An 18713-nucleotide genomic window follows, 5' to 3' on the forward strand; every position below is an offset into this window, starting at 1 on the left:
TTGCCAGTTTACGGTTCTTTTTCCATTTGGAACCCCTAGAACGTGGCATATGCCGATGAAAGGTTCGGGGACGGCGACGGAGTACCGCGAGATCGACCGTCGCGAACACGGGGTCGGCTGGATGGCCTACCCCGACGAGCGGATGCAGCGGGCCAGCCACGCCTTCGAGGTCGACGGGGACGTGTACGTGACAGACCCGGTCGACGTGGAGGGGCTCGACGACCTGCTCGCGGAGTTCGGGGAGGTCGCCGGCGTCCTGATCCTGCTGGACCGGCACAAGCGTGACTCGGCAGCGGTCGCCAACCGCCACGACGTGCCCGTCTATCTGCCCGAGTGGATGGACGGGGTCGCCGAGGAACTCGACGCGCCAGTCGAGCGCGTCCGCGTCGAACTCGAAGACACCGGCGTCGGCGTCCACCAGCTTATCGACAACCGATTCTGGCAGGAGGCGGCCGTCTCCATCGAGGATCACGGCGAGTTGATCGTCCCCGAGTCCGTCGGGACTGCGAGTTACTTCCTGTCGGCGTCGGAACGGCTGGGGGTCCACCCGGCCCTCCGGCTCAAGCCCCCGACCAAACTGGGGCGGTTCTCACCCGATAGCGTGCTGGTCGGGCACGGTACGGGTGTCCACGAGGACGCGGCCGAGGCGCTCCACGACGCTCTGTCGCGGTCGCGGTCCCGCACGCCGGCACTCTACGCGAAGATCGGCAAGGAGTTCGTCTTCGGCTGAGCTACGCCGTCGCGACTTCCACGTCGTCGAGGTAGGAGTCCTCCCACTGCCGGCGGGCCGAGAGCGCGTCCGTCCCGGCCTCTGTCAGTTCGTAGGAGTTCGTCCGGCGGTCGATCTGCCCCTTCTCGACGAAGCCACGCTCGACGAGGTCGTCGAGGTTCGGATACAGCCGTCCGTGGTTGACCTCACCCTCGTAGTAGTCCTCCAGTTCCGCCTTGATGGCCAGCCCGTACGCCTCGTCGAGCCCTGCCAGGACGTACAACACGTCACGCTGGAACGCGGTCAGGTCGTGCATCATTGTAATTTGTTACGCTTTGACAGGGAAAAACGTGTTGGCAGGGAGACACCACCTTCCAGTCGATTGGTAGCGTGTTCCGTGTCGCCGACGCGTCGCCCTCGCCCGATTCGTCGACACGGATCGGCGATGCAATTAAGCGGTCGTGTCACGAACGGTCACTGTGGTCTACATCACGCAGGGGCTGGCCGAGACGTTGCTCAGACTGGGTGAAGAACGCGACCCGGACCCGGTCACGATCCGGCTCTCGGTGATGCCCGCGAGTGAACTCGACGACGCCGATCTGTCGCCGGAGGCGCCGGTGTTCACACACTTCTACATGCCCGAAGCCGGCGGGTCCGTCGGCGCGGTGTTCGGCATCGACCTCGGGACGCCCGCGGGACAGACACAGGGGCTGTTCGTCTCACACCCCGCGGGTGAACTGTCGATTTCCGAGCGGGACGACCTCGCGGAAGTCGTCTTCGTCGGGGTGCCGCCGTGGGACGAGGCGTCGCTGGCGGCGTTCGACCGGAGCGGTCGCCGGAAAGATCTGGAAGTCGTCGACGCCGAACCGCCGGAGGAGACGGTCACCTAGTCGAGATAGCCCAGATCCTGCAGCTGTTCGGTGATCTCCTGAAATTCGGATTCGGTGAGTTCACCGCGTTTCTCGTGCTGGATGACGATACTGCGCAGCAGGAACCGCACCAGGTCGCTCGTACTCGAAAAACTGGTCCCCTCGATGGTCTCTTCGACGCTGTCGGCCAGGTCTTGCGGAATGGAGACAGTGGTGTAGTCAGTCATGTGAGCGTCCAGGTCCACCGGCCGGATATGGGTTGTGTTGTCCCCTGCCGACCTGTCAGGCGTCGTGGCGGTCCGTCCCGGAGGGATAGGGTTTTCGGGGCTGGAATCGAAAGGAGGTAGCAATGGGAGTTCGGCCACCACAACAGGACGGCGACGAACCGGATGCCATCGAGTTCGGCATCGCGGCGCTGGACGCCCGGCTCTCGGAGGCAGCGGTGGCGTTCCCGGCGGACAGGGACACCCTGGTCGAGGCGCTCGGCAACCGCAAGATCCCCTACAACGCGACCGGCAACGAGATCGCCATCGCAGAGGCCATCGACCGGTCGGGCAAGGAGTACTTCGAGTCCGAACAGGAACTCCTGAACGCGCTCCATCCGGTCTTCGAGGAACTGCGCGAATCGGCGTCTTCGAGCGTCCTGATGCAGTTGAAAGCGCTCGTCCCCTTCTAGTCGCGGTCGCCGGCGGACGCGAGTTCGTCGGCCTCCGAGTCACCGTCCGCGCTCGTCGAACCGTTTTCCGGCGTCCGACCGGCAGGGTCCTCGGACACCGCGTCGGATCGCTCGCGACCCAGTTGCTCGGTCAGTTCTTCGAGCCGGCGGGTCTGCTCGCGGTTCAGCGCGACGATCATGTCCGAGAGGACGCCGAAGATCAACAGCTGAACTCCCACCAGAATCGAGAAGACACTGACGATGGCGATGACCTCGTGTGACGTGCGGGGCGGGACGAACCAGTCGTAGGCCACGTAGCCGCCCAGAGCGAACCCGACGAGCGAACTGAGCGCGCCGACGCTCCCGAAGTAAAAGAGCGGGTTGTTCGTCTTGGCCATCTGATAGAGCGTCAGGATGATCGTCGCGCCGTCCCGGAAGGGGTGGAGGTTCGTCTCCGACTCGTCCGGGCGGGCCTCGTACCGAATCGGGACGACCTCCGTCCGGACACCGTGTTTGACGCACTCGACGGCCATCTCGGTCTCGATCCCGAAGCCGGCTTCCGTGAGCGTGAGTCGCTCGGCTGATTCACGGGTGAACGCGCGGTAACCGCTCAGGATGTCTTGCAGGTCTCGGCCGTGGATCCAGCTGAACGCCCGGTTGATGATGCGGTTTCCCGTCCTGTTGAGCCGTGACATCGCGCCCGACTCCATGTCGGCGAACCGATCGCCGATGACGTGTTCGGCCTGTCCCGAAAACAGCGGTTCGAGCATCGCGTCGGCGTCCTCGACGCGGTACGTGGCGTCACCGTCGAGCATCAGGATGTAGGGGGCCTCGATGTGCCGCAGCGCCTCGCGGACCGCCTGTCCCTTTCCGCTCCCCGACTGGACCATCACCCGGGCACCGTGGTCCCGGGCGATCTGCTTCGTGCCGTCGGTCGAGTCGCCGTCGACCACGAGGACGTTCTCGAAGCCGTGCTCGGAGAACGATTCGATGACGGTGCCGATGGTCGCGGCCTCGTTGAGCGTCGGCACCAGCACACAGACCTCCGAGCGGTCGGGCATCGTCGCCCTATCGTCACGGGGAGCGCAAAAAGGTACGGTTCCCGACCCGTGCAACCGACCCAGAACGGCGGCCCGCCGTCACTCCTCGTCCCGGTGCTCGCTCATGTGTTCCCACATCTCGGTACACCCACACCCGTCGGCCACGTCCTCCAGATGCTCGTCCGCCTCCCGTTGTCCCGTATCGTCTGGCATAGTTACTCAGTCTGTGAGTAACTGGTTTGTCGACCAACGATAAATACCTTTCGGCGAATTTACAAGGCCGGCCGGTGACTGGCCGTGATATGACCGACGACGCGGCGAGTCTGCTGGATCGGCTCGGACTGACCGAGTACGAGTCGACGGCGTTGCGGGAGTTGCTGACACTGGGACGGACGACTGCTCCGAATCTGGCGCAGGCGACGGGCATCCCCAAGGCTCGCATCTACGGCGTGCTGGACTCGCTATCCGACCGGGGCTTCATCAAGATCATCCCCGGCCGACCCAAGGAGTACCAGCCCAAATCGCCCGCGGAGATTCTGGACCGGGCGGAGGAGAACCGCCGCCAGGAGTTCGAGGGCTTCGTGCAGGAACTCGACGACGTGCGCGAGGAGTTCCTCGCGGAGTTCCGGCCCCGCTTCGAGCGCGCCAGCGAGGACATCACGCCCACCGAGGAACTGTTCCACGTCGTCGACGTGGGCGAACCGAGTGAGCGCGAGACGCGCCAGCTCTACCACCAGGCCGACGAGCAGGTCCGGATCATCACCAAGAGTTTCGAGTACTTCGATTCGGTCCGGCCGGCCTTCGAGGAGGCCATCGACCGCGGCATCGACGTGGACGCCATCTTTCTTCACCCCGATTTACTGGAAGCTGAGAACCGCCCGATCCAGGCCGACATCGTCGAGCGAATTCGGACGGAGTATCCCGCCGTGGACCTCCGCTTCAGCGAGGAACCGCTCCCCTGGCGCGGCACCGTCGCCGACCCGAGCATGGACTACGAGACCGGGCGCGCGATCATCCTCGTCGAGGAGAAAGACGTGCCCCTCCACATGCGGCAGGCCGCCCTGACCGACAACGGCTCGTTCGTCGCCGGCCTCCAGCGGTACTTCGATCTCGTCTGGGAACACGAGAGCCAGCCGCCGTCGGCGCTGGACGAGTGATCCCAGGCGACTACTCCTGGTAGCCGAGGTTCCGGAGTCGCTCTTTGATTTCGTCGTCCATCTCGACCGACTCGACTTCCGTGTCGGTCGCTTCGATATCCTCCTCGAGGTCGTCGACGACCCTGCGCATCTCGTCGAGAACGTCGGGTTCGGGGTCGTCGTCGAGCAGGTTCGACTGCTCGTCCGGATCGGCCTGCAGATCGTACAGTTCCTCATTGTCGTGGACGTAGTCGCGAATGTACTTCCAGTCGGTCGTGCGGTAGGCGAACCGTTCGGTCCCCGTCGGTACATCGTACCAGCTCCCGAGGACGCCCTCCCGCTCCCAGTCTTCCGATCGCCCGTCGAGGAGGGGGTCCAGCGGATAGCCGTAGAAGTTCTCCGGGAGCGTCTCGACGCCGGCCAGCGTCGCCGCCGTCGGCGCGACGTCCATGAGGCCGACCATCTCGTCGTGGGTGCCCGACGAGTCCCCGTCGTAGACGATCAGCGGGACGTGCATCACCTCGTCGTAGAAGCGGTTCTGGTGAAAGAACTCGCCGTGATCGCGGAACTCCTCGCCGTGGTCGGCGGTGACGATTGCCGTCCAGTCGTCCCACTCGTCCTCCAGGGTCGAGAGGAGGCGGCCGATCTGTGCGTCCGTGTAGCGGATCTCGCCGTCGTACAGGTCGATCAGCGTCTGGAGTTCCTCTTCGGTGATGTCCTCGTCGTTCTCCATCATCTTCGGCCGGAGGCGGACACCTTCCCGCCGGCTGATATCGGAGAACATCTGGTGTTCCTCGGGCGGCGAGTAGGGGTGGTGGGGATCCATGTAGTGGACCCACAGGAAGGTCGGCCGGTCGCCCTGTGCGTCGACCCACTCCAGCGCGCGGTCGGTGATGTCCTCGGCTGAGACGTAGTACGATCCCACGTCGACACCCGCGGCACGCTCGGTTCCCTGATAGAGTTTTTCGAGGATGCGGTAAACCAGACCGTCCGAGTCGAGGTTGTCCTTGACGGCCTGTCGAAGTCGTGTCATCGGCGAGGGGTCGGCCCGGGAGTCGTACAGCGTGTCGAAGCCGCGATCGTAGCCGAATTCGGCGCTCAGGTAGAGATTGGAGTGGAATCCACCGGTCGCGTACCCCTGTCGAGAGAGGACTTCCGAAACGAGCGTCCGCTCCTCGGAGAGCCGCTCGAAACCCCCGTACATGAGTGGGTGCGAGGAGGTCATGATCGCGGGGAAGGACGGCCGGGTGGCACAGGCGTGGGTGAACGCGGCGCTGAACCGATGCCCGTCCTCGGCGATCGCGTCCAGTTCCGGCGTCGTGTCGCGGTCGTACCCGTAACACCCCACGTGATCCGCCCGGAGCGAGTCGACCGTCACCAGGACGACGTTCTGAGCCATGAGGCAGTGTTGCTAACGTCCCGATTTAGAACCTTCTGTTCGGCGTGGAGACCCACGACGGCCCAGTTCAGGGAACGACCTTCCCGAGCATCCCATTCGAGACGTTCCGGAGCGTCGCACGGTGGTGTTCGCTGATCGCTAGCAGCACGGCTCCATACACCGCCGCGCCGACGGCGACCAGGGCGAACACGTACACCCACGACCGAACCGGGACCACCCGCCGCAGCGCCCAGACCACGGCGGCCATGACGCCGCCGCTCACGAACTGGTGGACGAGCGGACTCGGAACGATCGTTACCGATGGGACTTCGACCCTGACGGCGTACACCGACAGCGCGTACGTGACGGATTGTGCGATGGTCGAGCCTACGACGACGCCGATCGGCCCCATCACGAAGAACAGGCCGACGCTACCCACGACGTTCGTGACGAACTTCACCAGCGAGATGCGGAAGCTGGTGTAGGGCATGTCGAGCCCGTTGATCGCGGAGGCGAACACCTGTTCCTGTGTGATGAGCATGCGGTAGAGTGCGATCAACACGAGGAACACGCCTGCGCCGGCGTATTTCGGTTCGTAAGCGGTGACGAGGATCTCCTGTCCGAGGATGAGCGCGCCGAAAAACAGCGGAATTGCGAGGACGCTGCTGTAGGAAGCAGAATGGCGCAGTCGTTCGGCGACCGCTTCACCTCGGCTGTGCAGATCGCTGATGTCGCCGTAGGTGCCGTTCGAGATCAACTGTGTGACGAAGATGGCCGGCGCGGAGATTCGCAACGCGACGTTGTAGTAGCCGACGAACACGCTCGTGGCGAGGACGCCGATCAAGATGGTGTCGATCCGCCCCATCATCGTATTGAGCATGCTCTGGGGGAACTTCGGCTTCGCGAACGTCCAGATCCGCCGGACGGTCGCCCGCGTCGGCAGTCGCGGGCGGACGCCGATGAGACGGAACGGAAGGGGCGCAACCACGATGAGTCCCAGCGCCGTCCCGGCAACGAGGCCACCGGCCTGATAGCCGAGAACGACCAGCCCGATCTGTCCAATGTACTTCAAGACGGTCTTCAGGAGGTCGATCCAGCTGTGATAACCGAAATTCGGTCGGACGCTGAGGATCATCCCCGTCTGCTGAGTGAGGTTCAGGCCGACGAACAGCAAGGCGAGCACCGGCCAGTGCCGGCCGAGGCCGTCGACGGGGATGTACCCCGCCGCGAACTCACCGGCGATGGCGATTACCGCGACGCCGACGACGGTGAACAGCCCGAGCCCGAGGGCGTATGCGCCCATAATCTCCCCTTCCCGGGCGTCCGACTCCGTGATCCGCTTGCGACAGCCCTCGACCCAGCCACCGAAGGGGTTGTTGAGCGTGTCGGCCACGCCGTAGATGAAGAAATACAGCCCGTAGACGTCCGGAGTCGTCATTCGCGCGACCACGACGGTCCCGACCAGTCCCAGAACAGCGGTCAGGAGCCGACCGACGAACCCGAACCCGACCTGCTCGCCGAAGTCCGTGCGATCACTCATCGTACTATGGACACACTCAACACGGTTAGTCGATGTAGCCGAGTTCGCGGAGCTGGTCCTCGGGGATATCCGCTCGGGTGCGTTCGGGGTCGATCTCCTGAACGTGGTCCTCGACCCACTCCTTGACGTCGAGGGCGTGTTCGGGCGGTGACCCGACGGTCGACGCGGCGATGGCTCGCCAGGAGTGGGTGCCGGGGTCGTCGTCGTCGAGCCACGTCGCCTCCATCCCGTGGTCGCTCAGGATCAGGAGTTCGTCGTCCTCTCCCAACGCCGCCCGGACCTCGCCGACCTGCTCGTTCACGTCCTCGTACACCTGCCGGTAGGCCTCCTCGTCGTCGGAGTAGATGTGGCCCAGCACGTCGATCACGTGGATGTGGGTCGCGGCGATCTCGATGTCGTGAGTGATCGCCTCGTGGACCCAGCCGAACTTGCTGGCGGCCTCGGTGTACGTTTCCCTGATCAGCGTCTCCTCGGACATCCGGTCTTCCTTGACCTCCTCGAACAGCCCCCAGAGGTAGTGGAGCGCCTCGTTGCGGTAGACACCGGGCCAGTTGTGGACGGCGCGGTACTCTCCGTCGAGGAAAGTCGGTTCCTCGACGATCTGCAAACTCCAGTCCTGACCCGTGTTCTGCTTGATCGCGTCCCCGATCTTCCCTCGGATGTTCCCGCTGACGTTCAGCGTGTGTGCGATCCGAGAGAGCATGGTCAACACCTGACTGTCCCACTCCCCGTGGCCCGTCATGCCGTGTTCGGTCGGGTGGAGTCCGGTGGCGATGGAGGGCCAGGCCTCGCCCGTGTGGGGATGTTCGAGCCTGTGAGCGACCGACTGCATCTTCGTGTGTTCGTCCAGCAGTAAGTTCTCACAGCCGAAATCCTCCGCGTGACGGACGTCGACGGCGTCCAACGCCAACACGACGAGTACCATATTTGACCAGTACACTGTCGACCGTATAAAGTCGCTTCCGTCGGCCGCGACGACCTCGCCGACAGACCGATACCGCGGCGTAGACCCGTCTACGTGTACCCGAGGTCGTCGAGTTGGTCCAGTACCGCCTCGGAGAGGTCGTCGTCGCTGGTCTGGGCGGGCGCACCGGCGAGTTCGTCTTTCAGTTCGTCGAGTCGTTCCCGTGGTTCGTCGACGGTCGCGGTGCCCGTCTCGACGAACCCGTCGCGAGTCTCGTAGCCGTAGTAGGTCTCCGGGGCGGCGAGGCCGTACACCGGGGCCTCGAAACTGTCCAGCGTCCGCTGGTCCACGTCCTCCGAGGCGAGCCGCTCGTACTGACGCGGCGTCAGCCCCTGACACTCCGTGAGATACACGCCGCCGGCGGGTTCTTTCACGAGACTGCGGCCGCGGGACTCGCCGTCGACGCCTGCCAGGTCCAGCACCGTCCGGTGGACATCGAGCAGGCTCACGACCGTCTCGTCGCGGACCACCTCGTCCTCGTCGCTCGTCACGACCACCGGGACGTGGGTCAACTCCGGGAAGACGCCGTAGCAGTGGTTCCACGCGCCGTGTTCGCCGAACAGTTCCCCGTGGTCGGAGATCGTGATCACGTAGTCGAAGTTCTCGCGCAACTCCTCGAAGATGTCCTGATAGACATCGGAGAGGTACCGGACGCTGTCCTCGTAGCTCCGGCGCAGTCGCGAGGAGTCCACGTTGGACTTCCCGGAGACGGTCGCTCGCACTCCGTCGAACTCCGGATCGTCGGTCGTGTGGTACTCCGAGGGCGGGTTGTACGGCGCGTGGGCCTCCATCAGGTTCGCGAAGAAGAACTCGTCGTCGCCGAACGACGTGTTACGGACCGTCTTCAGCGCAGTCTTCGCGCCGTCGTCCATCTCGAAGGGACCGAACCCGCTGTCGTAGAACTTCAGTCTCGCGCCGTGGCGGAGCGACCGGACCGTATCGCAGTCGCCGGTGACGCAGTTCCAGCCAGCCCGGAGATACCGACTGAGCCCCTCGCCGTGGGAGTTGGAGATGAACACGCCCCAGTCGAACACGTCGGGGTCGCCGGCGTCCAGCCGCCAGCCGCGCTCGAAGTGCTCGAACCCCCGGTCGTACTGGAACTCGCTGGAGACGTAGGGATTGGCGCTGAACGCCCGCGTCGTGTAGCCGGCGTCGCGTAACTGCTCGGCCAGCACCGCCCCGTCGTAGGTGAGCCGCTCGTTCTCGCTCCCGATCCCCATCTCCCCGGCGTACTTGCCGGTGAACAGCGAGGCGTGAGCGGGGACCGTCCGGTGGCTCGTGGAGTAGGCTCGCTCGAACCGCCGGCCGGGAACCCAGTCGAAAAAGTCGTCGAAGGAGTCCTTCCGGAGGGTATCGAGCACCACCAGAGCGATGCTTGTCATTGGAGGAGTGGAGGAACGGGCCGGCCAAAGTATGTTCCGGTACTGCGACTGACCCGACTATCGACCGCTACATGTAGCCGAGGTCTTCGAGGCGCTGTTCGGTCGCGCCCGACACGTCCACTTCGCCCGCGGACTCCCTGACACTGGCGTCGGTTAGTTCGGCGAAGGCTTCGCGTACCTTCGGGGCAGATTCGCCGCGCATGACGCGACTCACCTGTGCGTCGTACACGTCGACGACGGATTCGTAGTCGTCGCGCCAGGTAATCTGCTTCTCGACGCGGTCGCCACGGTCGGCGTACAGCGCCCGATAGTCGCCGTTGTAGAGCCAGAGGTCGTCGACGAACTTGCTGGCGCGTTCCTCCATGGGTTCTTCGAGGCCGTGGGAGGAGGCCAATACGGGGCCCTCGGTGACGTACTCGTCGGTCTCCCAGTCGCCGTCGAGGGCGGCGCGCACGACGTGTGGCGTGTCCGTCAGCGACACCGGTTCGTCGTGGGTCGCTCCCGACTCCTGTCCGGGGAACTTCACGAGCAACGGAACGTGCAACTGGAGTTCGTGGATGCCAGCCCCGTGGCCCGTAATGATCGCGTCTGGGCGGATTTCCGAGTGTTCACCGAATCCTTCGCCGTGGTCGGCGGTCACGATCAACAGCGTGTCGTCCCACTCGCCGCGGGACTTGAGCGCGTCGACGAGGCGACCGATCTCGTGGTCGATCTGCGCGATGGCGCCGTCGTACAGGGCCTCGAAGCCACGCATCTGCCAGACTGGCTTCTCGCCGGCGTTGAACGACCAGACCTGGTCGCCACAGTCGTCTTGCAGTTTCCGGGCGGTCCCGTCGTCCCATTCGTCGAACTGGGCCTCGGGTTCGTACGGCAGGTGGGCGTCCATGTAGTTGATACAGGCGGCCCACCCGTCGGTTCGGTCGTCGACCCAGTCGGTGAACAGGTCGGTGTAGACCTCCGCTGGCGTTCCCGTGGTGTGACCATCTGGCAACAGCTGTGGGAAGTCCCACGCCGCTTTGATGTACAGTCCGTTCATGGCGGACTTGATCGGGTAGTCGTGAGAGAGACACCGCTTGAGATACTTTACGTACTCACCCTGCCCCTCCGAGAGTGCGAAGTTACCTGGGTCGAGTCCCTCCTGAAAGAGGACGTTCTGCTGGCCGTGGATGTCGTCGAACGGGTCCTCCAGCCCGACACCCATGTCCGTAATCCACATGTTCTCCGAGAACACGCCGGTACGATGGGGAATCTCGTCCCAGAACGTCTGCCCCGTGAACCGGTGGTGGGCCCTGCGGATGCCGTGTTCCTCGACGTGGAGGCCGGTGAAGATCGAGGTGTGGCTGGGTAAGCTCCAGGTCCCCGGCGACCGGGCCTGCGTGTAGACCGTCGCCTCGTCGGCGAGGGCGTCCATGTTCGGGGTCGTCTCGTTGTGGTGGCCCAGCAGGCTACAATTGCGCGCACGGACACTGTCCATCACTACCAGAAGTACGTTCGTATCAGTCATACTCACCAACTCAGGTAACCGTTCGTGTCAGGATCTTCGGGGCCGACCGTGGGTACTTCGCGGCGATGTAGGCGGTCCGCCAGATGCGATCCCAGGTGGTGACCGACCGCTCGTGTGGGGCGTGTTCGACCTCGTCCGGGTCGATATGGTCGACGCCGTCTCCCCGGTGGACGAACTTCAGGGCGAACTCCGTGTCCCCCATGTGGGATTTCAGAAACTCGTCGAACCCACCGAACCGCTCCCAGTCCGCCCGGTGAAACGCCATCACCCGCCCGGCCACGAGCCCGTAGTCCCAGTCTGGATGGCCGACCAGCGTGCCGCGCTCGATCCGGTCGGCTAAATCCCAGAAGAACGACTCGGTGAACGAGATGTCGTCGTCCAGTATGAGGATCCGATCGTGTTCGGCACGCCCGACGCCGAGGTTACGCGCCTCGTTGAGCGTCCCCTCCCGAACGACCTGCGTGTCCACCCCCTCCGGCACGCTCTCCAGCGTGAGAACGTCCTCCTTGATGCTCGGGATGACTACCGAGACGTCGGTCATTCACCCGAGGTTCGTCCGGGACGGGTTATAAATGTGACTGTACCACACCCGTCTCAGTCCCGACCGACGAACGCGCCGGTGTGGCTGAACTCGTCGTAGTACCGTTCGATCCCCTCCCGTAATCGCGTTCGGAAGGCTGACACGTCGAACTGGGCGGCACGCTCCCGTGGATCCGCGGTGATTCCGTCGCGTTCGAATAGTCCTATCGCCTCTTCGATCCCCTCGGCCGACCCATCGTGCCTGTAGCCGTTCTCCCCCTCATCCACGAACAGGGCGGGGAACCCCTCGTCCCGGGTCAGCACCGCCTTCCCGCTGGCGTTGGCCTCGATGGGAACGATCCCGAAGTCCTCGTCACGGCCGTTGAACACCAGCGCGCGACAGGTCGCGAGCAGATCGTACTTCTCGTCCTCGTCGACGAACCCGCGATAATCGATGGTATCGGCGCGGCGAATCCGGTCCATCACGTCCTCGCTCACGTCGCCGCGGCCGCCGGCCAGCACGAGTCGATGGTCGCTCCCCGCGAAGGCCTCGACGACCGCGGGGACCCCTTTCTCCTCGTCGAGGCGGCCGAGATGCAAATAAAAGCCTTCGTCGCCGTGATTTTCGTACGCCGAGAGGTCGACCGGCGGATACAGCACCTCGGCGTCCCGGTCGTAGAACTTCCGGATGCGGCGGGCGACGATCGGACTGTTGGCGAAGTAGCCGTCGACGCGGAGGTCGACGGTGGCGTCGCGCATCCGCAGGTATCGCACCAGCGGGCGGGCGAGTTGCCCGACGAGTGAGTCCTTTCGGTCGTGATAGAGGTCGTAGAACCACCGCGGCGGCGAGTGACAGTAGTTCAGGTGGAGGGTATCGTCGGGCGTGATGACTGCCCGCGTCGTCGCGCCGGAAGTCACGAGGACGTCCGGGTCGCCGTACTCCCGCCAGTCCACGTCCTCCCAGAGAGCGTACTCGAAGACGCGGCCGGCCTGCGACTGGAGGCGGCGGAGCGGGGCCGGCGAGAGGTCCCGCGTCACGTCCACGAACTGCACGTCGCCGTAGGGGTTCGGGTCGTCGGGGTCGGGCTCGCCGAGCGTGTAGACCCGATCACAGTCGAGCGCCTGAGCGAGGTGAGTGACGAGATACTCGGCACCGCCCCAGGCGTTGATCCCCCAGTGTGCGACCGCCACGTCGAGGTCCGCGAGGCTCGTGGCCGCTCCCTCACTCGCCCCGGTGTCACCGTCCGTCGCCCCGTCGGTCATTGTCGGACCGAGCGACGGCGCGCGCTTAAGCGTACCGACGGCGGTTCGAGTTCGTATCGGGGGCTGACCGAAGACTCACCGCCACTTCGTCGCGCCGTAGAGGTAGCCCAGTCCGACCGCTGCGGTGAACACGAACAGCATCACGAACTGCAGGGCCCTCTCGCGGGAGGGATCGGTGAGGAGCCCCTTCGCCCGGTCGGGGACGAACTCGCCGAGCAGTTGCCCGAGGAAGTCGTACTCCTCGCCCGTGGATTCGGGAACCAGCACTTCCATCCCGCGTTTGGAGTAGCCCTGCCAGAACGCGCGATCGAGCAACCATTTCGGATCGGTCCGGTACTCGAATACTTTGTGCGCGACGCGTGCGTCAGGATTGTAGTAGACGCCGGCATCGTGAGTCTCACGGAGGCGGGCACAGAGTTCGGTCTCCCCGCCCTGGAGGTTCTCGTCGCCCTTTCGGCCGCCGATGTCGGTGTCGAACCCGTCGAGGTCGAGGAACACGTCGCGGCGAAAGGAGATGTTCGAGCCGAAGGTGTTGCGGACCTCGCCGGGGCCGTCGGCGAACCCGCGCTGGGTGACGCCGACGAGGAAGTAGAACTCCGCGGGGAGGAAGGCGGGGCGACCGGCGACCCACTCTGGGGTCATCTTGCCGCCGGCCGCGAGGGCATCTCTGTACTCGTAGGCCTCGACGAGCTGTGAAACCCAGTCCTCGTCGGCGACGGCGTCGTCGTCGATGAACGCGACCACGTCGCCGGTGGCGACCTCGGCTCCGTTGTTTCGGCTCTCCAGCAGACCGACGTTCTCGTCGTTGCAGTGGGTTCGCACGTCCTCGCGGTCGCCGAAGTCGGCCTGGAACTGTTCGTAGACGGTCTCGGAGCCGTCGCTGACCAGTACCAGTTCCGTGTCGTCGTGTGTCTGGTCGAGGACGCTGTGGGCGGCCTCGGTGAAGGCATCGTACCGATCGAGCGTGTGGGTGCAGAGGACGACCGAGACCCGCATACCGACGGCTCCTCACCCGTTCGGCAAAGGGGTTTCTATCCGGATCCGGATTCGGCCGGCCAGCGATCCAGCACCTTGGTCCCGTTCCCGCCGGTGTAGACGATCTGGACCTGTGTCCCGGTCGTGATCGGCTTGCCGAACCGTCCGCTCCCCGTCAACTGGACCGTCGACCCCTCCGAGACTCCCTCCGACTCACTAACGTTTGCCAGCATCGCCCAGGTGCGGTTGGTCTCCCCGCTGACGACCGCCAGTTCTCCGGCCGGGATCGAACTGCCCTTCGAGAACGTCACGATCAGTACCGAGTCGTCGGAGAAGTGCTGGAACGTGAAGTTCGCACGCGTGCCGTTGGCCGCGTCGTCCGCGGGGGCATAGAGGACACCCAGTCCGAGTCCGGCCGCGAGCACCACGGCCATGGCGATCAGCGATCCGGCGGCGACGCTGTCCGTCACCGTGATGGCGCGTTCGTCGTCCCGGACCGTCCGGCGTGAGTTCTCGCGGGGCATCGTCGTCAGTCAGGCGCGCCGGGCGTGACACGCCAGGAGTTCCGGATGCTTCGGCGTGGCCACACCTGAGTGTTGTGTCGGTGTCGGCGTTCGATACGAACACCGTAAGTCCGGTAAGACGGCTACAGCAGGTCCCTGGGCGCGGTATCCGAACCGAGGGACAGCGGGCGAGAAGAAGACGATTTGACAAAGCTTATCCCCGCGTTCGTTTTTACCCCGGGCAATGAGTCAACGCCGGGGGTATTTCGAGGACTACGAGTTCGGCAACGTCCTCGGAGACATCCAGGAGTGGTATCACATCCCGACTCTGGTCGCGTTGCTCGGGTTCATGCTGTGGACCCGGGTGCAAAACTGGAGCAACTTCGTCAGGGACGGAGACGTGTTCTTCTCCGGGAACGACGCGTGGTATCACTACCGACAGACCCAGTACGTCGTCGACCAGTGGCCACAGACCATGCCGTTCGACCCGTGGACCTACTTCCCGTACGGGACCGCCTCGGGACAGTTCGGGACGCTGTTCGACCAGGTGGTCGCGACGATAGCACTGATCGTCGGCCTCGGGAACCCGAGCGATCAGACGGTCGCGATGACACTGCTGGTCGCGCCAGCCGTGTTCGGGATGCTCGTGGCCATTCCGGTCTACTTCGCCGGCAAGCGACTCGGCGGCCGCTTCGGCGGTATCGTCGGCGTGTTGGTGCTGGCGCTCTCCTCCGGGAGTTTCCTCAGCCGCAGTCTCGTCGGCTTTTCGGACCACCACGTGGCCGAGGTCCTGCTCCAGATGACTGCCGTGCTGGCGATCATGGTCGCGGTCTCGGTCGCCGAGGAGGAGATGCCCGTCTGGGAACTCGTGGTCAACCGCGAGTGGGACGCGCTTCGACGGCCCGCTGGCTGGGCGACGCTGGCCGGCGTCGCCACCGCGCTCTATATCTGGGTGTGGCCGCCCGCAGTCCTGCTGGTCGGCATCTTCGGTATCTTCCTCGTCGTCCAGCTGAACGTCGACTATCTCCGCGGCCGCAGTCCGGAACACGTCGCGTTCGTCGGTGCAATCGCGCTCGTCGTCACGGGAGTGCTCTCGTTCGTCCCGCTGAGTACGCTCGAAGTGACGGCCGTCGACTTCTCGTTCATCCAGCCGTTGCTCGCCTTCGCCGTGGCCGCCGGGGCCGTGTTCATGGCCTGGCTGGCACGGAAGATCGACGACGCCGACGTCACCAAGTGGGCCTACCCGGCGACCGTGTTCGGTACCATCGCGGCAGTGACAGTGCTGGCGGCTGTGGTCGTGCCCGACGTGTTCGGCTACGTCGTCAAGAACACCGACCGGTTCATCGGGCTGGGCGGTGGAGCCCAGGCGGGGACCATCGGCGAGGCACAGCAACTTCCGCTCGGGGACCTGCTCCCGCGGCTGTTCGGGAGCTACGGTCTCGCCTGGTTCGGCGCCTTCGCAGGCCTGGTCGCAATTCTGGTCGGCCAGGTTCGCGGCACGGAGCGGAGAGCCGAGACGGTCTTCGTGACCATCTGGACGGTGATGATGTTGCTGGCGACGTTGACCCAGGTCCGCTTTGGCTACTACCTCACGCTGCCCATCGCGGTGCTGAACGCCTACATCATCGCGTTGATCGCCAAGTACGTCTCACCGAGTGAGTCCCTGGAGGAGATCGAGACGTTCCAGGTGCTGACGATTCTGGCTGTGCTGATCCTCGTGGTCGCACCGATGGCCGTCCCGCTGTCCAGCGGGTCGAGCACTGCCGTCGAGGCCGGAAGTCGGGCCGCCCCGAGTCCCGGTGTGGTCGGCTGGACGGACAGTCTCGACTGGATGGAGAACAACACGCCTGTCCCGGGGACCTACGGTGGCGCGAACAACTCGATGGAGTTCACGGAGACCACACCCAGACAGGACGACTACGACTATCCCGACGGGGCGTACGGTGTGCTGTCCTGGTGGGACTACGGGCACTGGATCACACAGCGTGGCGAGCGCATCCCGACCGCCAACCCGTTCCAGCAGGGCGCGACGGAAGCGGCGGACTTCCTGCTCGCACCCAACGAGGAGCAGGCCGGTGACGTGCTGGCGAACGTCAGCGAGGACGACGCCGAAACGCGGTACGTCATGGTCGACTGGAAGATGGTCAACACGTACTCGCGGCTCTCGCGCGGGAAGTTCTTCGCGCCGACCATCTTCAACGAGAGTACGTCGACCAGCGATTACTACAGCCCAGTGTACGATCTCAGCGGCGGGCAGGCCCGGATGGGGTACAACCTCAAGAGCCAGCGCTACTACGAGAGCATGGTCAACCGCCTGTGGCACTTCCACGGCAGCGGCCAGCAGCCCCAGCCGGTCGTCATGAACTACGACACGAGACAGGCACAGGGTGGAGAGGTGAAGGTCCTGCCGGGCGGCGATCAGCGGGTCTACCGGATGTTCAGATCGATGCAGGAGGCACGTGACTTCGCCGAGGAGGACGGCACCGCCCAGGTCGGAGGCGTCGGCCCGAACCCGCCGGAAGCCGTCGAGGCGCTGAGCCACTACCGGCTGGTTCACTCCTCGAACACGTCGGCGCTCCAGCGCGGTAGTCCGTACGTCCGTGGGTTCCAGCGCCAGAGTCAGGTCCTGCGCGGCGGACAGAACTCGACGGCATCCCTCGGGCAGCTACAGCGTGTCCTGTTCGGGTCGAGTCCGTCGATCCCGCCGTGGACGAAGGTGTTCGAGCGGGTCGAGGGTGCGACCATCGAAGGGACCGGCCCGGAGAACCGGACGGTGATGGCGTCGGTGCCGATGCGTCAGGAAGCCACGAACACGACGTTCCGGTACACCCAGCGCGTCGAGACCGGACCGGACGGTGAGTTCGAGATGACCGTGCCGTACTCGACCACCGGCTACGACAACTGGGGGACCGAGGAGGGCTACACCGACGTGGCCGTCGAGGCCGCCGGCCCCTACGAGATCAGCACGAACATCTACCAGAACCTGAGTAGCGGCGAAGGCTATCTGTACAACACCACGGCACACGTGAGCGAGGGGAAGGTCATCGGTGAGGACGACTCGCCCGTGCAGGTCGAACTGACCCGAACCGAGATCGCACCACCCCAGCAACCCGAGGGCAACGAATCGACTGGGAACGAGACGACAGACGACGGGTCGAGTGACGGGTCGACCGACGACAGCACGAACAGCACCGACTCGAACACGTCGGCCGACGGAACGAGCGACCAGCCGTTCCTCGCCGAACCCGCAGGCGGCGCTGGCGTCGTCGCGCCCTGAGAACTACGGGTTTCCTTTTCGGTTCGGCAGTGTCCGACCGTCGACTTCTCGTCCCTTACTCCCAGTGTTCGCGATCGGTAGGCTCATCGCTCCCGAGTCCCGTGTCGACCCAGGCGGCCGCCACGAGCGCCACGAGGACGACGACGCCGACGTGGTGAATCGGGACGCCGCCAGTGAGCGCCGAGACCTGCGCGACCATTGGGCCGAACTCGAGCGTCGGAAAGGCCATGATCGGCATCATACCGGCCACTGCGAGTCCGACGACGAAGACCGCGATGTCGCGTCCGTTCGCTGGCATACCATCTACTCTCCGATACTCACGAATAAATCCACGCCACCAGTTACGAAATTTGAAAACCAGGTAGGCCAGCGGCGAAATCCGGCGACGCGGGAACGGCCGGGGAGGCTCTGGGAGGGGGCCCAAGCCGGGTCGTTTTTGTCACTGGGGCCGGACGGCACGCACGATGATCAGAGCTTTCGACGGGATCGAACCGACGATCGCCGACTCGGCGTACGTGGATCCGGCTGCGACGGTGATCGGTGACGTGACGCTGGAAGCGGAGGCGAGCGTCTGGCCGGGGACGGTCCTGCGTGGCGATCACGGCGAGATCGTCCTCCGGGAGGGTGCGAACGTCCAGGACAACGCGACGCTACACGAGGGCGTCGAGATCGGACCGTACGCGACGGTCGGACACAACGCCATCGTCCACGCCGCGACCGTCGAGGAGCGCGCGATGGTCGGCATGGGTGCGATCGTGCTCGACCGGTCGACCATCGGTACGGAGAGTCTGGTCGGTGCGAACAGCGTCGTCACCGAGGACACCGAGGTACCCGAATCGGTGCTGGTCGCGGGCCAGCCGGCGGAAGTGATCAAGGAGGTCGAGGACTCGATCTGGCAGTACGCGGGCGATCAGTACGTCGAGATCGCCAGGGAACACGCCGAAACCGACGAACCAATCGCCGAAGCGCACGTCCCCGACGATGACTCGAACTGATCGA

General features: G+C 64.9%; 19 protein-coding genes. 6 read left to right on the plus strand and 13 right to left on the minus strand.

The features are described from left to right. Nucleotides 1–49: 49 nt before the first annotated feature. Nucleotides 50–730 carry a hypothetical protein gene (locus tag BV210_RS00345; protein ID WP_077204718.1) on the plus strand — a complete coding sequence of 227 codons (681 nt, stop codon included), beginning with the start codon at nt 50–52 and terminating at the stop codon, nt 728–730. A gap of 1 nt (nt 731) precedes the next feature. Here the strand turns inward: BV210_RS00345 and BV210_RS00350 are convergent, their stop codons facing one another. Beyond that, nucleotides 732–1025, minus strand: coding sequence for a PadR family transcriptional regulator (locus BV210_RS00350; protein WP_077207917.1), 294 nt, complete (start codon nt 1023–1025; stop codon nt 732–734). 163 nt (nt 1026–1188) lie between these two features. On the opposite strand from BV210_RS00350, the gene BV210_RS00355 reads away from it, so the two are divergent. Further along, on the plus strand, nt 1189–1599 hold the full coding sequence (locus tag BV210_RS00355; protein ID WP_077204719.1) for a hypothetical protein: 411 nt from the start codon (nt 1189–1191) through the stop codon (nt 1597–1599). On the opposite strand, the gene BV210_RS00360 is transcribed toward BV210_RS00355, so the two are convergent. Continuing rightward, complete coding sequence (locus tag BV210_RS00360) at nt 1596–1805, minus strand: ribbon-helix-helix domain-containing protein (RefSeq protein ID WP_077204720.1); 210 nt, start codon at nt 1803–1805, stop codon at nt 1596–1598. The two genes, BV210_RS00355 and BV210_RS00360, sit on opposite strands and share 4 nt — an antisense overlap. A gap of 122 nt (nt 1806–1927) precedes the next feature. Between BV210_RS00360 and BV210_RS00365 the strand changes: the two genes are divergently transcribed. Beyond that, nucleotides 1928–2254, plus strand: a complete 327-nt coding sequence (locus tag BV210_RS00365) for a hypothetical protein (RefSeq protein WP_077204721.1) — start codon at nt 1928–1930, stop codon at nt 2252–2254. Here the strand turns inward: BV210_RS00365 and aglJ are convergent. Then, a complete protein-coding gene (aglJ, locus tag BV210_RS00370) occupies nt 2251–3294 on the minus strand; it encodes an S-layer glycoprotein N-glycosyltransferase AglJ (protein WP_077204722.1) in 1044 nt (347 codons plus the stop codon). The two genes, BV210_RS00365 and aglJ, sit on opposite strands and share 4 nt — an antisense overlap. A gap of 281 nt (nt 3295–3575) precedes the next feature. Here aglJ and BV210_RS00375 point away from each other — a divergent pair, with 281 nt between their 5' ends. Continuing rightward, nucleotides 3576–4430 (plus strand): TrmB family transcriptional regulator, encoded by an 855-nt coding sequence (locus BV210_RS00375; RefSeq protein ID WP_077204723.1) that lies wholly within the window; start codon nt 3576–3578, stop codon nt 4428–4430. Between the two features lie 10 nt (nt 4431–4440). Here the strand turns inward: BV210_RS00375 and BV210_RS00380 are convergent, their stop codons facing one another. The 9 genes from BV210_RS00380 to BV210_RS00420 all read right to left on the minus strand — a co-directional run bounded on the left by BV210_RS00380 (nt 4441) and on the right by BV210_RS00420 (nt 14458). Further along, on the minus strand, nt 4441–5808 hold the full coding sequence (locus BV210_RS00380) for a sulfatase (RefSeq protein WP_077204724.1): 1368 nt from the start codon (nt 5806–5808) through the stop codon (nt 4441–4443). Between the two features lie 67 nt (nt 5809–5875). Then, nucleotides 5876–7327 (minus strand): lipopolysaccharide biosynthesis protein, encoded by a 1452-nt coding sequence (locus BV210_RS00385; RefSeq protein WP_077204725.1) that lies wholly within the window; start codon nt 7325–7327, stop codon nt 5876–5878. A 25-nt stretch (nt 7328–7352) separates the two neighbouring features. Further along, nucleotides 7353–8252: an alkaline phosphatase family protein gene (locus BV210_RS00390; RefSeq protein WP_077204726.1), complete on the minus strand. Its 900-nt coding sequence runs from the start codon at nt 8250–8252 to the stop codon at nt 7353–7355. A gap of 89 nt (nt 8253–8341) precedes the next feature. Further along, nucleotides 8342–9673 carry a sulfatase-like hydrolase/transferase gene (locus BV210_RS00395; RefSeq protein ID WP_077204727.1) on the minus strand — a complete coding sequence of 444 codons (1332 nt, stop codon included), beginning with the start codon at nt 9671–9673 and terminating at the stop codon, nt 8342–8344. Between the two features lie 67 nt (nt 9674–9740). Continuing rightward, nucleotides 9741–11177: a sulfatase gene (locus BV210_RS00400; protein ID WP_077204728.1), complete on the minus strand. Its 1437-nt coding sequence runs from the start codon at nt 11175–11177 to the stop codon at nt 9741–9743. Between the two features lie 10 nt (nt 11178–11187). Next, nucleotides 11188–11718, minus strand: a complete 531-nt coding sequence (locus BV210_RS00405; RefSeq protein ID WP_077204729.1) for a glycosyltransferase family 2 protein — start codon at nt 11716–11718, stop codon at nt 11188–11190. 53 nt (nt 11719–11771) lie between these two features. Then, nucleotides 11772–12959: a glycosyltransferase gene (locus BV210_RS00410; protein ID WP_084802529.1), complete on the minus strand. Its 1188-nt coding sequence runs from the start codon at nt 12957–12959 to the stop codon at nt 11772–11774. 75 nt (nt 12960–13034) lie between these two features. Then, entirely contained in the window at nt 13035–13955 is a 921-nt protein-coding gene (gene aglG, locus BV210_RS00415) for a glucosyl-dolichyl phosphate glucuronosyltransferase (protein ID WP_077204730.1), read from the minus strand. Nucleotides 13956–13990: 35 nt separating this feature from the next. Further along, entirely contained in the window at nt 13991–14458 is a 468-nt protein-coding gene (locus BV210_RS00420) for a hypothetical protein (RefSeq protein ID WP_077204731.1), read from the minus strand. A 223-nt stretch (nt 14459–14681) separates the two neighbouring features. On the opposite strand from BV210_RS00420, the gene BV210_RS00425 reads away from it, so the two are divergent. Further along, the gene (locus BV210_RS00425; RefSeq protein WP_077204732.1) at nt 14682–17714 is read left to right on the plus strand and encodes an oligosaccharyl transferase, archaeosortase A system-associated; all 3033 of its coding nucleotides are present in this window, start codon (nt 14682–14684) and stop codon (nt 17712–17714) included. 55 nt (nt 17715–17769) lie between these two features. Here the strand turns inward: BV210_RS00425 and BV210_RS00430 are convergent, their stop codons facing one another. Continuing rightward, nucleotides 17770–18012 carry a hypothetical protein gene (locus BV210_RS00430; protein ID WP_077204733.1) on the minus strand — a complete coding sequence of 81 codons (243 nt, stop codon included), beginning with the start codon at nt 18010–18012 and terminating at the stop codon, nt 17770–17772. Between the two features lie 166 nt (nt 18013–18178). On the opposite strand from BV210_RS00430, the gene BV210_RS00435 reads away from it, so the two are divergent. After that, on the plus strand, nt 18179–18709 hold the full coding sequence (locus tag BV210_RS00435; protein WP_077204734.1) for a gamma carbonic anhydrase family protein: 531 nt from the start codon (nt 18179–18181) through the stop codon (nt 18707–18709). The last annotated feature ends 4 nt before the right edge of the window (nt 18710–18713 follow it).

Origin of the sequence: Halorientalis sp. IM1011, from assembly GCF_001989615.1 — an archaeon.
Lineage (GTDB): Archaea > Halobacteriota > Halobacteria > Halobacteriales > Haloarculaceae > Halorientalis.

What these genes read in the sequence shown, in the direction of transcription:
- BV210_RS00345 (WP_077204718.1), top strand. Translation starts at nt 50, where the DNA reads ATGCCGATGAAAGGTTCGGGGACGGCGACGGAGTACCGCGAGATCGAC.
- BV210_RS00350 (WP_077207917.1), bottom strand. Translation starts at nt 1,025, where the DNA reads ATGCACGACCTGACCGCGTTCCAGCGTGACGTGTTGTACGTCCTGGCA.
- BV210_RS00360 (WP_077204720.1), bottom strand. Translation starts at nt 1,805, where the DNA reads ATGACTGACTACACCACTGTCTCCATTCCGCAAGACCTGGCCGACAGC.
- BV210_RS00365 (WP_077204721.1), top strand. Translation starts at nt 1,928, where the DNA reads ATGGGAGTTCGGCCACCACAACAGGACGGCGACGAACCGGATGCCATC.
- aglJ (WP_077204722.1), bottom strand. Translation starts at nt 3,294, where the DNA reads ATGCCCGACCGCTCGGAGGTCTGTGTGCTGGTGCCGACGCTCAACGAG.
- BV210_RS00375 (WP_077204723.1), top strand. Translation starts at nt 3,576, where the DNA reads ATGACCGACGACGCGGCGAGTCTGCTGGATCGGCTCGGACTGACCGAG.
- BV210_RS00380 (WP_077204724.1), bottom strand. Translation starts at nt 5,808, where the DNA reads ATGGCTCAGAACGTCGTCCTGGTGACGGTCGACTCGCTCCGGGCGGAT.
- BV210_RS00385 (WP_077204725.1), bottom strand. Translation starts at nt 7,327, where the DNA reads ATGAGTGATCGCACGGACTTCGGCGAGCAGGTCGGGTTCGGGTTCGTC.
- BV210_RS00390 (WP_077204726.1), bottom strand. Translation starts at nt 8,252, where the DNA reads ATGGTACTCGTCGTGTTGGCGTTGGACGCCGTCGACGTCCGTCACGCG.
- BV210_RS00395 (WP_077204727.1), bottom strand. Translation starts at nt 9,673, where the DNA reads ATGACAAGCATCGCTCTGGTGGTGCTCGATACCCTCCGGAAGGACTCC.
- BV210_RS00400 (WP_077204728.1), bottom strand. Translation starts at nt 11,177, where the DNA reads ATGACTGATACGAACGTACTTCTGGTAGTGATGGACAGTGTCCGTGCG.
- BV210_RS00405 (WP_077204729.1), bottom strand. Translation starts at nt 11,718, where the DNA reads ATGACCGACGTCTCGGTAGTCATCCCGAGCATCAAGGAGGACGTTCTC.
- BV210_RS00410 (WP_084802529.1), bottom strand. Translation starts at nt 12,959, where the DNA reads ATGACCGACGGGGCGACGGACGGTGACACCGGGGCGAGTGAGGGAGCG.
- aglG (WP_077204730.1), bottom strand. Translation starts at nt 13,955, where the DNA reads ATGCGGGTCTCGGTCGTCCTCTGCACCCACACGCTCGATCGGTACGAT.
- BV210_RS00420 (WP_077204731.1), bottom strand. Translation starts at nt 14,458, where the DNA reads ATGCCCCGCGAGAACTCACGCCGGACGGTCCGGGACGACGAACGCGCC.
- BV210_RS00425 (WP_077204732.1), top strand. Translation starts at nt 14,682, where the DNA reads ATGAGTCAACGCCGGGGGTATTTCGAGGACTACGAGTTCGGCAACGTC.
- BV210_RS00430 (WP_077204733.1), bottom strand. Translation starts at nt 18,012, where the DNA reads ATGCCAGCGAACGGACGCGACATCGCGGTCTTCGTCGTCGGACTCGCA.
- BV210_RS00435 (WP_077204734.1), top strand. Translation starts at nt 18,179, where the DNA reads ATGATCAGAGCTTTCGACGGGATCGAACCGACGATCGCCGACTCGGCG.